Source organism: Variovorax sp. Varisp85, from assembly GCF_047304045.1.
In the GTDB taxonomy this organism is placed as follows: domain Bacteria; phylum Pseudomonadota; class Gammaproteobacteria; order Burkholderiales; family Burkholderiaceae_C; genus Variovorax.
In genome coordinates this window covers 1-13383 of record NZ_JBGLYN010000108.1, presented here as the reverse complement: position 1 = coordinate 13383, position 13383 = coordinate 1, and the positions used below count along the sequence as shown (strand labels likewise).

Annotated in this window: 13 protein-coding genes; 5 read left to right on the top strand and 8 right to left on the bottom strand. The window is 68.4% G+C overall.

The genetic code is table 11. The annotated features are described in order from the left end of the window. Positions 1–206: 206 nt before the first annotated feature. Together ACCC97_RS27810 and ACCC97_RS27805 are read right to left on the bottom strand one after the other, a co-directional pair. Positions 207–2402, bottom strand: coding sequence for a catalase (locus tag ACCC97_RS27810; protein ID WP_413336189.1), 2196 nt, complete (start codon positions 2400–2402; stop codon positions 207–209). Positions 2403–2437: 35 nt separating this feature from the next. Next, the gene (locus ACCC97_RS27805) at positions 2438–2587 is read right to left on the bottom strand and encodes a hypothetical protein (RefSeq protein ID WP_413336187.1); all 150 of its coding nucleotides are present in this window, start codon (positions 2585–2587) and stop codon (positions 2438–2440) included. Between the two features lie 229 nt (positions 2588–2816). Here ACCC97_RS27805 and ACCC97_RS27800 point away from each other — a divergent pair, with 229 nt between their 5' ends. Continuing rightward, complete coding sequence (locus tag ACCC97_RS27800) at positions 2817–3635, top strand: transglutaminase-like domain-containing protein (RefSeq protein ID WP_007829931.1); 819 nt, start codon at positions 2817–2819, stop codon at positions 3633–3635. Positions 3636–3774: 139 nt separating this feature from the next. On the opposite strand, the gene ligD is transcribed toward ACCC97_RS27800, so the two are convergent. The 3 genes from ligD to ACCC97_RS27785 form a co-directional block, all read right to left on the bottom strand. Beyond that, positions 3775–6318 (bottom strand): DNA ligase D, encoded by a 2544-nt coding sequence (gene ligD, locus ACCC97_RS27795; protein ID WP_413336186.1) that lies wholly within the window; start codon positions 6316–6318, stop codon positions 3775–3777. A gap of 15 nt (positions 6319–6333) precedes the next feature. Further along, positions 6334–7302, bottom strand: coding sequence for a Ku protein (locus ACCC97_RS27790; protein WP_007829928.1), 969 nt, complete (start codon positions 7300–7302; stop codon positions 6334–6336). A 73-nt stretch (positions 7303–7375) separates the two neighbouring features. Beyond that, entirely contained in the window at positions 7376–8377 is a 1002-nt protein-coding gene (locus ACCC97_RS27785) for a succinylglutamate desuccinylase/aspartoacylase family protein (RefSeq protein WP_413336184.1), read from the bottom strand. Positions 8378–8526: 149 nt separating this feature from the next. Between ACCC97_RS27785 and ACCC97_RS27780 the strand changes: the two genes are divergently transcribed. Then, the gene (locus ACCC97_RS27780; protein WP_007829926.1) at positions 8527–8799 is read left to right on the top strand and encodes a hypothetical protein; all 273 of its coding nucleotides are present in this window, start codon (positions 8527–8529) and stop codon (positions 8797–8799) included. Here the strand turns inward: ACCC97_RS27780 and rpe are convergent. Next, positions 8789–9484 carry a ribulose-phosphate 3-epimerase gene (rpe, locus tag ACCC97_RS27775; protein ID WP_007829925.1) on the bottom strand — a complete coding sequence of 232 codons (696 nt, stop codon included), beginning with the start codon at positions 9482–9484 and terminating at the stop codon, positions 8789–8791. The genes ACCC97_RS27780 and rpe overlap by 11 nt on opposite strands. Positions 9485–9543: 59 nt before the next feature. Between rpe and apaG the strand changes: the two genes are divergently transcribed. The 3 genes from apaG (at position 9544) to ACCC97_RS27760 (ending at position 12570) form a co-directional block, all read left to right on the top strand. After that, a complete protein-coding gene (apaG, locus tag ACCC97_RS27770; RefSeq protein WP_007829924.1) occupies positions 9544–9939 on the top strand; it encodes a Co2+/Mg2+ efflux protein ApaG in 396 nt (131 codons plus the stop codon). Between the two features lie 148 nt (positions 9940–10087). After that, positions 10088–11359 (top strand): cation:proton antiporter, encoded by a 1272-nt coding sequence (locus tag ACCC97_RS27765; RefSeq protein WP_007829922.1) that lies wholly within the window; start codon positions 10088–10090, stop codon positions 11357–11359. Then, on the top strand, positions 11356–12570 hold the full coding sequence (locus ACCC97_RS27760; RefSeq protein WP_007829920.1) for a YbdK family carboxylate-amine ligase: 1215 nt from the start codon (positions 11356–11358) through the stop codon (positions 12568–12570). Before ACCC97_RS27765 ends, ACCC97_RS27760 begins: the two co-directional genes overlap by 4 nt. Before the next feature lie 40 nt (positions 12571–12610). Here the strand turns inward: ACCC97_RS27760 and ACCC97_RS27755 are convergent, their stop codons facing one another. Together ACCC97_RS27755 and ACCC97_RS27750 are read right to left on the bottom strand one after the other, a co-directional pair. After that, complete coding sequence (locus tag ACCC97_RS27755; protein WP_413336181.1) at positions 12611–12835, bottom strand: hypothetical protein; 225 nt, start codon at positions 12833–12835, stop codon at positions 12611–12613. Beyond that, complete coding sequence (locus ACCC97_RS27750) at positions 12832–13239, bottom strand: hypothetical protein (RefSeq protein ID WP_413336180.1); 408 nt, start codon at positions 13237–13239, stop codon at positions 12832–12834. The genes ACCC97_RS27755 and ACCC97_RS27750 overlap by 4 nt, the downstream gene beginning before the upstream one ends. Positions 13240–13383: the final 144 nt, after the last annotated feature.

The following is a 13383-nucleotide window of genomic DNA, read 5'->3' as shown; positions in this document are numbered from 1 at the left end:
GCTCAACGGCTCGAATCCGATCTTCGTAGGAATACACGAACTACCTCCTGGTAGTCCAAGTTTTCGTCCGCACCCCCTTACTGCGTTTAGAGGGTCAATTTTCGACGGCAATCAACACTATGAAGATCTGATCGGACCCAATCCACACCCCCAAAGTGCTGCATTTGTCGACGTCGCTCACAGTCAACCCGCGCGGGCCGGCCAACTCAAGCGGGCACCGCGTCGACGTTGGCACGGTCCCAGTGCCGGTGCTTGGCGATGGCCGCGATGAAATCGTTCGCCACCTGCATCGCCGCCGTCGTGTCGCCCAGGTTGGTGACCGGCGTGGCCGCCACCACCACGCCCGCCGGCACATCGGCCGGCGGCGTGTCCGCGGCGATACCGAGCGTGGACAGCAGCCGCACGCCCTCGCCCACCGTGCAGATCGCCTTGCAGTGCTTGTAGGCCTCGAGCACGAAGTGCACCGCATCGCCGATGCCCGACATCGCGGCGGCGCTCTCGCTGCCGGCCGGCACGAGCACGGCGTCGAACATCACCGAGGGCGTGTTGGCGAAGGTCATGTCGACGTCGATCTGGCGCTTCGATGCGCTGGCGACGGTGCCCAGCTTCGGGCCCACTGTCTTGCATTGCGCACCGGCCTGCTCGAGCGCATCGCGGATCGGCTTCAGCGAAGCCGAATCGACACCATCGGCCACGAGGACCGCGACCTTGCGCGTGCGGATGGAGCCGTCGCCCGTGTCGGCCATGCGCAGCGCCGGCGACTCGTCGATGGGCAGCGATATGCGGTGGTCGCGAAAGCCCGCGCGCCCCGCCGCCGCCCTGGCATCGGGCTCGCCGATGCCCAGCGGCTCGGCCACGCGGCGTGCCAGCTTCTCGTCCACGTGCGCAAGGTTGTCGACCATGCGCTGGCGGATGGCCGGCACGTCGAGCTTCGACAGCTCGAAGCGGAAGGCCGCGATGATGTGCTCCTTCTCGGCCGCACTCTGGCTGTTGAAGAACAGGCGCGCCTGCGTGAAGTGGTCGTCGAACGAGGGGCTGCGGCGGCGCACCTTGGGCGACTCGGTCTCTTCCGGAAACGACTGGAAGCCGTGGCTGCCGCCGTCCACGCGGAACTCCGTGCCGCTGCCCAGCGTGTTGGGCTCGTAGGCCACCTGGCCGCGCGCGATGGTCTGCCTGTGCATGCCGTCGCGCTGGAAGTTGTGGAACGGGCACACGCCCTTGTTGATCGGCAGTTCGTGGAAGTTGGCGCCGCCCAGGCGCGAGATCTGCGTGTCGGTGTACGAGAAGAGGCGGCCCTGCAGCAGCGGGTCGTTGCTGAAGTCGATGCCGGGCACCACGTGGCCCGGATGGAAGGCCACCTGCTCGGTCTCGGCGAAGAAGTTGTCGGGGTTGCGGTTGAGCACCAGCCTGCCGATCTTCTGCACCGGCACCATTTCTTCTGGAATCAGCTTGGTGGGGTCGAGCAGGTCGAAGCCCAGCGAGTGCTCCTTGTCCTGCGCGATCATCTGCACGCCGAGCTCCCACTCGGGGAAGTCGCCGTTCTCGATGGCTTCCCACAGGTCGCGCCGATGGAAGTCCGGGTCCTTGCCGGCGATCTTCTGCGCCTCGTCCCACGCGAGGCCATGAATGCCGAGCTTGGGCTTCCAGTGGAACTTCACGAAGTGGCTCTCGCCGCGGCTGTTGACGAAGCGGAAGGTGTGCACGCCGAAGCCTTCCATCATGCGCAGGCTGCGCGGAATGGCGCGGTCGCTCATGGCCCACATCAGCATGTGGGTGCTCTCGGGCATCAGCGAGGCGAAGTCCCAGAAGGTGTCGTGCGCACTCGCGGCCTGCGGCATCTCGTGGTGCGGCTCGGGCTTCACGGCGTGGATGAGGTCGGGGAACTTGATCGCGTCCTGGATGAAGAACACCGGGATGTTGTTGCCCACGAGGTCGTAGTTGCCCTCGCGCGTGTAGAACTTGACGGCGAAGCCGCGCACGTCGCGCACCGTGTCGGCCGAGCCGCGCGAGCCGGCCACGGTCGAGAAGCGCACGAACACGGGCGTCTTCACGTCCGGGTCCTGCAGGAAGTCGGCGCAGGTGAACTGCGACATCGACTTGTAGACCTGGAAGTAGCCGTGCGCCGCCGAGCCGCGCGCGTGCACGGCGCGCTCCGGGATGCGCTCGTGGTCGAAGTGCGTGATCTTCTCGCGCAGGATGAAGTCTTCCAGCAGCGTCGGACCGCGCACGCCCGCTTTCAGCGAGTTGTGGTTGTCGGGTACCTGCAGACCCTGGTTGGTGGTCAGGGTCGTCGGATGCTCGACGGTGAAGCCTTCGAGCTGCAGCTGCTTGGCGTTGCTGCCGCCGCCCGCCTTGGCGGCGCTGGCGCGGCGGCCTGCGGCAGCCTTGTTCTGCGGCGTCATCGTGGATCTGCTGGAGTCTTTCATGGGGTGGGCGTTCAGCCCGTTTCGTTGTTGTCGAGGAACATGTCGAGCACGTTGACCAGGGCGACCAGGCAAATGCTGCCCGCCGCGGCGGCGACGGTCCACAACAGGATTTCAGCGCCCCAGGTGCCGATGAACGAGTCGAAAAGCGATGAGAACTCCATGGATCACTCCGGGGCTGCAAGCGAAATGCAAGGTTATGTTTCGCGGCGCCCGGACCCCGTAGTGGCCGCCCTTCCACCGCTGTGGGAGAAGGCACGCGGACGAGGTAGGAGCGCACCGACAGCACCTCCTGCCCGCCTACGAAGCTTCGCGCGCCCTGGCCGTGGGATCGGGGAGCGCCGTCGCATAGCATGGGTCCAACACAGGGAAGAAAGAAAGAAGAAAAGAACCATGCTGATCAGAATCGGTTTCGACATCGAACTCGGCGTCACCGCCCCCACGGCCGTGATCTACATGCTCCAGGTGCATCCCTCGCGCGCCCGGGACCTGCAAGGGGAGGAGAACATCACGCTCAGCCCGCCACTGGCCACCGACCATTACCTGGACGGATTCGGCAACCACTGCGCGCGTGTGCACGTCCCCCCGGGAGTGAAGAGCGTGCGCCTGCGCAACCGCGCGGTGGTGTACGACACCGGCTGGCCCGACCCGGTGGACTTCGGCGCCGTCGGGCACATGGCGGCCGACCTGCCGGTGGACACGCTGCCCTTCGTGCTGCCGAGCCGCTATTGCGAGGTCGACAGCGAATTGCTGGAGTTCGCCTGGGCCAACTTCTCGAACGTGGCGCCGGGCTGGTCGCGCGTGCAGGCGATCTGCGACTTCGTGCACCGGCACCTGCGCTTCGACTACGGGAACGCGCGGGCCACGCGCACCGCCACGGAAGGCTTTCGCGAAGGCACGGGCGTATGCCGCGACTTCGCGCACCTCGCGATCACCCTGTGCCGCTGCATGAACATTCCGGCGCGCTACGTGACGGGCTATCTCGGCGACATCGGCATTCCGCCGGTGCCTTCTCCGATGGACTTCAGCGCATGGTTCGAGGTGTACCTGGGCAACCGCTGGCACACCTTCGACGCGCGCCACAACACGCCGCGCATCGGCCGCGTGGTGATCGCGCGCGGGCGCGACGCGGCGGACGTGCCGATCACGATGGTGTTCGGTGCGAACACGCTGGAGCGCTTTGAAGTGACGACCGAGGAAGTGCTTCAGTAGCGTCGGGTTTTGCTCCTTCCCCTCCCGGGGGAAGGCTGGGATGGGGGCAGGCCTTCGATGAGGCGCAGCGTTTTTTTCAAGCCGTCGTGCCCCCACCCCGACCCTCCCCCGGGGAGGGGAGGGAGGAATGCAGGGATGCCTATTTGCTGCTGTAGCCCAGCAGCTTCATCGCCGCGGCAAGCCCCTTTCGGCTGCGCTCCATGGCGGCCCAGGGCTTGTTGCCGGTCTCGAAGCGTTCGGCCGCATTGGCGACAGTCCACTGCGCGGCACTGGTCAAGGCCGGCAATTCGTCCCACGCAAGCGGCACCGACACGCCCAGCCCGGGGCGCGAACGCGCCGACCATGCGCTGACGGTGGTTGCGCCGAAGCCGTTGCGCAGGTAGTCCACGAACACCTTGCCCACGCGGTTGCGCGGGCCGCTCTTCGCCACGAAGCGCGACGGAATGGTTTCGGCCAGGTGCGCCACCACGGCCTGTGAAAAGCCCTTGACGGTGTCCCAGTCGTACTGCCGCCGCAGCGGCACCACCACGTGCAGCCCCTTGCCGCCGCTGGTCTTGAGGAAGCACGGCAGGCCCAGTTCGTCGAGCAGCGTGCGCACCAGCATCGCGGCCTCCTGGATCTGCGGCCATGCGACGCCCTCGCCGGGGTCGAGGTCGAAGGTCATGCGATCGGGCTTGCCGATGGCACGCGAGGTGGCGTTCCAGGTGTGCAGCTCGATGACGTTCATCTGCGCGGCGCCGAGCAGGCCCTGCTTCGTGTCGATCTGCAGCAGCGGCTCGTGGCCCGGATCGAGTGCGGGATCGAGCAGGCGCACGCCGGGGATCTCGCTGTTCTGCAGGTGCTTCTGGAAGAACAGCTCGCCGCCCACGCCCTCGGGCGCGCGCACCAGCGACACCGGCCGGCCGCGCAGGTGCGGCAGCATGAGTTTCGCCACGCTGTCGTAGTAGGCCGCGAGTGCGCCCTTGGTGATGCCGCTGTGCTTGTCGATCACGCGGTCAGCGTGGGTGATCTTCGGGATCATGGGTGTCTTTGCTTCCTGGTTCTTCGGCTTTGGTGCGGCCTCGATCTCCCTGATCCGCTGCGGCCGCTCGCGCCGGATGTCGCGCGCGGGCTTGTCGGCGCGCAGCCCCTGGAACACGGCCTGGCGCACTCGGTTTTCGCGCGTCCATTCGCCGAACGAGATTTCGGCCACGAGCGTGGGCTTGACCCATTGCGCCCTGACGCCGCGCGGCGCAGGCTCGAAGGGGCAGGCGTCGGTGGCCAGCCTGTCGAGGCGGGCCTTGACATCGGCGAGGCGGCCCGCATCGAAGCCCGTGCCCACGTTGCCGCAGTAGCGCAGCCGGCCGGTGGCCTCGTCGTGCACGCCCAGCAGCAAGGCGCCGAAGCCGGTGCGCGAGCCCTTCGGCGCGGTGAAGCCGCCGATCACGAACTCCTGCCGCTGCTGGTTCTTGAGCTTGATCCAGTCGGGTGAGCGGCGCGACACGTACGGCGATCCCTTGCGCTTGCCGACGATGCCCTCGAAACCGATGTGCGCCGACGACGCGAGCAGGTCGCGCGGCGAAGCGTCGAAGGCCTCGCTCAGGCGCAGCGGCGCGGGCGGCTTTCGGCCGAGCAGCTGCGCGAGCCGGGCACGGCGCTCCTCGACCGGCATGTCGCGCAGGTCTTCGCCATCGAGGAAGGGCGCGTCGAACAGCCAGTAGACGATGGATGAGGTCTTGCCGCGATCGAAGGCGTTCTGCAGCGCCTGGAAGTCGGGCGCACCGTTCTCTCCTTCGACGGTGATCTCGCCGTCGAGCCATGCGCCGGCCGTGGGCAGTTTCGCCAGCGCCTTCTCGAGCGCGGGCAGCTTCGCGGTCCAGTCGTGGCCATTGCGGGTGAAACAGCGGACCTTGCCGCGGTCGATGCGCGCCAGCAGGCGGTAGCCATCGAACTTGAGCTCGTAGAGCCAGTCGCCGGGAGATGAAGGCGGCGAAGCCGCGAGCGTGGCGAGCTGGGGCTGGAAAGTGGCCGGCAGCGGGGATTTCGCGGTCCTTTTCTCGGTTCTTCCTGCAAGCTTTCTTGCGGGCGCCTTGCTGGCGACTTTCTTCGGCGGCTGGTCCACCTCGTCCACGCCACGCCCGGTGATCACGCTCGCCGGCTGTTCTTCGACCACGTCGTACTCACCGATCGCCCGCGCCTCGCCGTCGCGTTCCTTGATGAGCAGCCAGGGCTCATGCTTGTCGTCGCCCTTGCCGTGCATGCGCACCAGCGTCCAGTGACCGTGCAGCTTCTCGCCACGCAGTTCGAACTTGAGTTTGCCGGCGGCGAGCGACTTGCGCGCGTCGCCCTCGGGCAGCCAGTCGCCGCGGTCCCAGACGATCACGGTGCCCGCGCCGTACTGCTTCGGCGGGATCGTTCCCTCGAAATCCGCGTACGAGATCGGGTGGTCCTCGACGTGCACGGCCATGCGCTTCACGGACGGATCGAGGCACGGCCCCTTCGGCACGGCCCAGCTCTTGAGCGTGCCGTCGAGTTCGAGCCGGAAGTCGTAGTGCAGATGGCTCGCGTGGTGCTTCTGGATCACGAAGGACAGCACGCCCTTGCCCGGCCGGCCGCCGGCCTCGGGCTCCGGCGTGCGCGAGAAATCGCGCTTGCCGTGGTAACGCGCCAGGGCCTTGCGCGCGGTCGATGCGGTGGAGCCCATCGCGGCCGGCCTCACTCAGGCGGCGCGGCGGTGGCGGGCGGGGGTCTTGCGCGCGGCTTTCGCGGCCGGCTTGCGCTTCTTCGCGGCGGCCTTGGGCGGCGGTTCCGGTTCTGCGTCCTCTTCCTCCTCTTCTTCCTTGGTGGGCTTGCCGCCACCCTTGCGCAGGCTGCGCTGCAGCAGCTCGGTCAGGTCGAGGATCTTGGCGCCGCGGCCTTCGCCGGTGCGCTGCTCTTCCTCGGGCTCGGGCTGCGTGACGGTCTCGGTCTGGCCAGCCTTCACCTTCTTGTCCACCAGCCGCATGATCTCGTCCTTGAACTCGTCCTTGAATTCGTCGGGGTCCCAGTCGGCGCTCATGTCGTCGACCAGCTGCGTGGCCATCTTGAGCTCACGCTCGCTCAGGCCGGCCTTCTTCGCGTCTTCCGAAGGCAGCGGCAGGTCGGTCCACGGCCGGATGTCCGCGCCCCAGCGCAGCAGGTTCAGCACGAGGCCGGGGCCCACGGGCACCAGCACCGCCAGGTGCTGCTTGGTCTGGATCACGACACGGGCCACGCCCACACGCCCGCTGCGCTGAAGGGTTTCGCGCAGCAACGCGTACACCTTCGCGCCGCGGTTGATCGGCGCCACGTAGTAGGGCCGCTCCAGGTACACGAAGGGAATGCCGTTGGCCGGCACGAAGGTCTCGATCTCGATGGTCTGCGTGGTCTTGGGATAGGCGGCCGCGATCTCCTTGTCGCTGAGCACCACGTACTCGCCGTCCTCGTACTCGATGCCCTTGACGATCTGCTCGCGCGCGATCTCCTTGCCGGTCTTCTTGTTGATGCGCTTGTAGCCGACCGGGTCCATGGTGCGCTTGTCGAGCCAGTCGAAGTCGATGCCGTGGTCGGTGGTGGCCGAGTACAGCGCAACCGGGATGTGGACGAGGCCGAAGCTGATGGCGCCCTTCCACAGGACGCGCGGCGCGGGGGCTTTTTTCGAGATGGACATGGACGCACTCCTTCAGGCTGGGAATGTGCGCCGCCCCTGCCCGGGCGGTGTAGGAGCGCGGCCCCAGGCGCCGTCAGGCCGCGCCGGCCACGGGTCCGAGCTGGCGCTCGCTCGGGCGCGCGAAGTAGAACCACTCGGCGCCCGGCAGCGCCACCGCGTTGGGAAACACGATGAAGCCGTCGTCGGGCGCGCTCACCAGCGTGCCGTCGTGGCGCATGCCGATGGGCTCGCCGCGCAGCACTTCGTCGAAGGTGGCCCAGTCGCGCACGAAGCTGTCTTCCTCGTGCAGGCGGTCGGTCACGCTGGCCAGGCGCAGCAGTTTCGGCGGCTGCGCGGGCCCGCCCGACAGCCCTTCGGGCAGCGCCGCCATGCCCAGCAGCGCGAGCGTGCGGCGGATGGCGCGCCATGCCACTTCGGGCGCCTGCGGGTCCAGGTGCTGGCCGCACTCGAGCGTGACGCCGTAGCCGCCGCGGCTGCGGATGTATTCGTTGGTGCCGCGGCCGAAGTCGAGCGCGGCCTCGTCGGCCGGCACGCCGCCCGCGCGCTGCGCGAGGCCGGCGGCGTAGATGTCGAGCCAGCCTTCCACCACGATGGGCGTGCCGATGTGCAGCGCGAGCTGGCCTTCCTCGTATGCGCGTGCAAAGGGCTCCAGCGCGCCGATGTTGTCGCGCGGGCCGATCATCGCGAAGGCCTCGCCCTCACTCTGGAAGGAATGCAGGTCGAGCAGCACCTCGTGACGCGCGATCAGCGGGGCCAGCACGTTGGTGACGCGGGCTTCGTAGTCGACCGGCGCCTCGGTCGGGCGGAACAGCCTGTTGAGGTTGCGCTCGCCCTCGCGCTGCAAGCGGCGACGGGCCAATGGATTGGCGACGGGCACCATCGTCAGTTCGCCGCGCCGCAGCTGCAGCGTGCCGGCATCGAACTCGGCCAGGATGCGCTCGATGCCCAGGGTGCCGGAGATTTCGTCGCCGTGCACGCCACCCATCACGAGCAGCCGGGGACCGGGGTTCAACGAGGCGAAGGCGTGGATGCGCAGGCTGTCGGTGGCCACGCCGGCAAAAGGATCGGAGGACATCGGGGGATTATTGCGGAGGCCCTTCCATGCGCGCAAAGGCGCTACCCATTTCATAGCGCCGAGCGGACACCTACAGGGGCTGCCTCGTATTTCCTACCGCCCCGGCGGCAGCGGCGGCGCAGGCTCGTTCCTCATCGAAGGAGCCACGCATGACCCCCAGCAAGAGCAGCAAGAGCAAGACGACGCCGGCCGATCCCCTGAAGGACGCCGGCGGCGGCAAGACCAAGGTGGAGCAAGGCGGCGAATCGGCGCCGCGCCTGCCGCACGAGCGCGACCAGTCGTCCGACAGCCAGCAGACACAGGACGGCCAGCCACCCAGGGTGGGCCGCCAGGCCCAAGAAGACGTCGAGCGCGGACTGGTCGACACCGACCGCGCGCTGGAGGCGGACAGCGTCGAAGGCGGCGGAAAGGTCAGGCGCTGACGACGCCGGCCAGCTGCCTGCGCATGTCGGCGATGACCGCGCCGTAGTCCTTGGCGTTGAAGATCGCGCTGCCGGCCACGAAGGTGTCGGCGCCGGCCGAGGCCACGCGCGCGATGTTGTCGGCCTTGATGCCGCCGTCCACCTCGAGGCGGATGTCGCGTCCGCTCTGCTCGATGCGCTTGCGCGCGAGTTCGATCTTGCGCAGCGCCGAGTCGATGAAGCTCTGGCCGCCGAAGCCGGGGTTCACGCTCATGATCAGGATCAGGTCGATGTCGTCGATGGCCCAGTCCAGCGCTTCGAGCCCCAGGCCGGGGTTGAACACCAGCCCCGCCTTGCAGCCGGCCGCCTTGATGGCCTGGATGCTGCGGTGCGTGTGCGGCGATGCGTCGGGGTGGAAGCTGATGTAGTCGGCGCCCGCTTGCGCGAAAGAGGCCGCCAGTGCGTCAACCGGCTGGATCATCAGGTGCACGTCGATGGGCACCGGTGCGCCGGCAGCGGTCTTGGCGTAGGGCTTGAGCGCCTGGCAGACCATCGGGCCGAAGGTCAGGTTCGGCACGTAGTGGTTGTCCATCACGTCGAAGTGGATCCAGTCGGCGCCGGCCGCGATCACGTCGGTGAGTTCTTTGCCGAGGTGCGCGAAATCGGCGGACAGGATGGAGGGCGCGATGCGGAACGGGGTGCTCATAACCCTTGATTCTCGCAGCCGCCGCAAGTCCGACCAACGGCCTCCGTTACCATGCGCCCATGCCGCACAGCCCCTTCAGCGTACAGGTCGAACCGCGCTTCCTGGCCGACCAGTCGTCCGCCAAGGACAACATCTACACCTTTTCCTATACGGTCACCGTCACCAACACGGGCTCGGTGGCCGCCCAGCTGATCGCCCGCCACTGGCTGATCAACGATGCCTCTGGCCATGCGCAGGAGGTCAAGGGCCTGGGCGTGATCGGGCAGCAGCCGCTGCTTGCGCCCGGCGAATCCTTCCGCTACACGAGCGGCTGCCGGCTGCAGGCGCCGAGCGGCACGATGCACGGCAGCTACTTCGTGGTGACCGAGGAAGGCGAGCGTTTCGACGTGCCCATTCCGATGTTCGTGCTCGAAGCCGACATCGGCGGCGCCCCCGTATCGCGCGTGCTGCACTAGGTAACCTCTTGCGCCGCGGCGTTCTCCGGCGATCAAATCGCCGGATGGACAGAAAACGCCTTTGTCCTGCACCCCATGGACTCGACCATGCGTTACAACCCCGCATCGGCGCCTTCCTCGGCGCCACAGGGCTTTTTCCTTCTTCTGGATGAATTTGACTAGCTTCCTCAACGATCTGCTGGGCTTCTGGTCCGAATGGGTGCGCCCCTCGGCGGGCCTGCCAACCGTTCTATGGTCGCTGCTGCTGGCGGTGGCGGCGGCTTCCGGCCACCTCGTGCAACGCTACCTGGGGCTGCCCAAGGTGATCGGCTACTCGCTGGTCGGCGCGGTGGTGGGCTTCGCCGGCTTCGAAGGCGCGATCTGGCCGCTGCGCGGCATCAGCCTCTTCCTGCTCGAACTCGGCGTGGCCGTGGTGCTGTTCGAGGCCGGCGGGCGGCTGCCGCTGCGCTGGTTCCGCCACAACCCGATGGTGCTGGTGCAGAGCCTGCTCGAAGCCACGCTGACCTACTTCGGCGTGTACTGGGTGCTGACGCTGCTGGGCCTGCCAGAGCCGGTGGCCAACCCGATCGCGCTGATGGCCATCGTCGCCTCGCCCGCGGTGCTCAGCCGCGTGATCATCGACACCCGCGCCGCCGGCCCCGTGACCGAGCGCGCGATGACGCTGGCCACGCTCAACACCTTCTATGCGCTGGCGCTGGGCTACGCGCAGGCCGGGCTGATCGAGCGCGCGCCGCAGACGATGCTGCAGAAGCTCTATCCGGTGGCGGTGGTGCTGGGCCTCTCGTTCGTGGTCGGCGGGGTCATGGCGCTGGCGCTGCGCTCGGCGCTGCGGGTGATGAGCCCATCGAGCGAGAACACGTCGATCCTGCTGCTGGCGATCATCGCGGCGGGCGCCGCGCTCACCGCGCACATCGGCGGCTCGGCGCCGCTGGCGGCCCTGATCGGCGGCGTGCTGCTGAAGACGCTCAACCCCAAGCCGTGGGCCTGGCAGCGGCAGCTGGGCACGGCCGCCTCGCTGCTCACCATGTTGATGTTCGTGCTGGTGTCGATCGTGGCGGCCCAGGCCGACTGGACGTTGCCGGTGGCCAGCGTGGTGGTGGCCGTGATCGGCGTGCGCCTGCTGGCCAAGATCTCGGGCGTGGCCATTGCCAACCCGGGCAGCGGCGCGAGCTGGAAGCAGGCCTTCTGGGTCGGCTGCGCGATGTCGCCGCTGTCGTCGATCGCGCTGCTCATCGCCTCCAACTTCGCCACCGCCTCGCCCCTGCTGGGCACGATGATCACGCAGGTGGCCCTGCCCTCGATCCTGTTGATGGAGGTGGTGGGCGCGGTGCTCGCCACGGTGGCCATCCACGCGGTGGGCGAGAGTTCGGTGCCCTGGGCGCCCCAGGCCTTCAGCATCACGGAGGACACCCAGCGATGAGCGCCGCAGCCAGCAACACCCCTGTCGACCCGGACAGCGACGACGTCCGTTCGGCGCCGCTGCCATCGGACCCCGAAAGCCGCGCGGTCAAGCTCGAACCCTTCAACAAGTCGGAGGCGCTGTCGCTCGGCGTGGAGCTGGAACTGCAGCTCGTGAACACGCACGACTACGACCTTGCCCCCTACGCCGAAGACATGCTGCGGCTGATGGCGCAGACCCCGCTGCCCGGCAGCGTGGTGCCCGAGATGACCTCGAGCATGATCGAGATCTCGACCGACATCTGCCACTCGGCGCAGGACGTGATCACGCAGCTCTCGCCGATCCGCGAGGCGCTCATCAAGAACGCCGACAAGCTCAACATCGCGGTGGTCGGCGGCGGCACGCATGCCTTCCAGCAGTGGCACGAGCGGCGCATCTACGACAAGCCGCGCTTTCGCGAACTGTCGGAGCTGTACGGCTACCTGAGCAAGCAGTTCACCATCTTCGGCCAGCACGTGCACATCGGCTGCCCCGACGCCGATGCGGCGTTGTTGATGCTGCACCGCATGTCGCGCTACATCCCGCACTTCATCGCGCTGTCGGCGTCTTCGCCGTTCGTGCAGGGGCAGGACACGCAGTTCGACTCGGCGCGGCTGAACTCGGTGTTCGCGTTCCCGCTGTCGGGCCGCGCGCCTTTCACCACCAGCTGGAAGGAGTTCGAGGCCTACTTCGAGCGCATGACCCGCACCGGCGTCGTGCGCAGCATGAAGGACTTCTACTGGGACATCCGCCCCAAGCCCGAGTTCGGCACCATCGAGATCCGCGTGTTCGACACGCCGCTCACCATCGAGCGCGCCGCCGCGCTCGCGGGCTACGTGCAGTCGCTGGCCGCATGGTTCCTGCAGGAGCAGCCCTTCGCGCCGACCGAGGACGACTACCTCGTCTACACCTACAACCGCTTCCAGGCCTGCCGCTTCGGCCTCGACGCGGTGTACGTCGACCCGGCCACCGGCCAGCACATGCCGCTGCGCGACCACATCCTGATGACGATGACGCAGCTCGAATGGCACAGCGAGGCGCTCAACGCCACACAGGCGCTGGGCGAGCTGCGCACCAGCGTGGAGGCCAACCGCAACGATGCGCGGTGGCTGCGCGAGAAGCAGGGCAAGGAGCGGCTGCTGGCGGAGGTGGTGCGGCAGGCGGCGCTGCGGTTCAGGGGCGCGGCGGCCTGAGCGCGGGCCCGCTGCACCTGGAGCGGCGGCCGCGCGGCCTTCAGCGCGGGATGTAGCCCTTGTCGAGGATGCGGCCGTCGACCGCGTCGATCACGAAGCGCGCGCGCGCACCGAACGCCATCGCGTTGCTGTTGATCTCCCAACGCCCCGCGCCCTTGCCGAACCAGGGCTTGCGCAGCCGCGCCTGCACCGGCTCGACGAAGGCCCAGCCAGCCGCCGTGGCGGCGGCGCGCGCCAGAGCGATGGCCTCTTTCTCGTCGATCATCGCGACCCCGGCGGCGGCAGCGGTGGCAGCGCAGCGTTCGGCGGGATCGGCCCGTCGCTCACGCTGACCCAGAAGCTGGTGCCGCCCAGGATGATGGTGCCGATCGCCATGCCTTCGACCTGCATCTGCGAGACGGTCACATAGCCGAACTGGACCGGAAAGCGATAGGCCCCGAGCGCCTGCGCCAGCCCGTGCACGCGCAACTGGCCGTAGCCCTCGGCCATCGCCTCTTCGAGGTAGCGCAGCAGCGCCGACTTGGAATAGGCATTCCATCGCAGCTGCGCGCGCAATTGCCGCAGCGGACCGGTGCGCGGCGCGAAGTAGCGGTGCACGAGTTCATGGAACAGCGTGATGCGCTGCTCTGTCAGGCTCTGGTTGCGCGCGACGGTGACGGCGCCGTACATGTCGGTGCCGCCGAGCGCGGGGCCCCCCCCCGGGGCGGGGGGGGGGGGGGGGGGGGGGGGGGGGGCCGGCGGCGGGGGGGCGGCGCCCCACGGGGGGCGGGGGGGGCGGGGGGGGGGGCCGGGCCCCCCCCCCCGGGGCCCCCC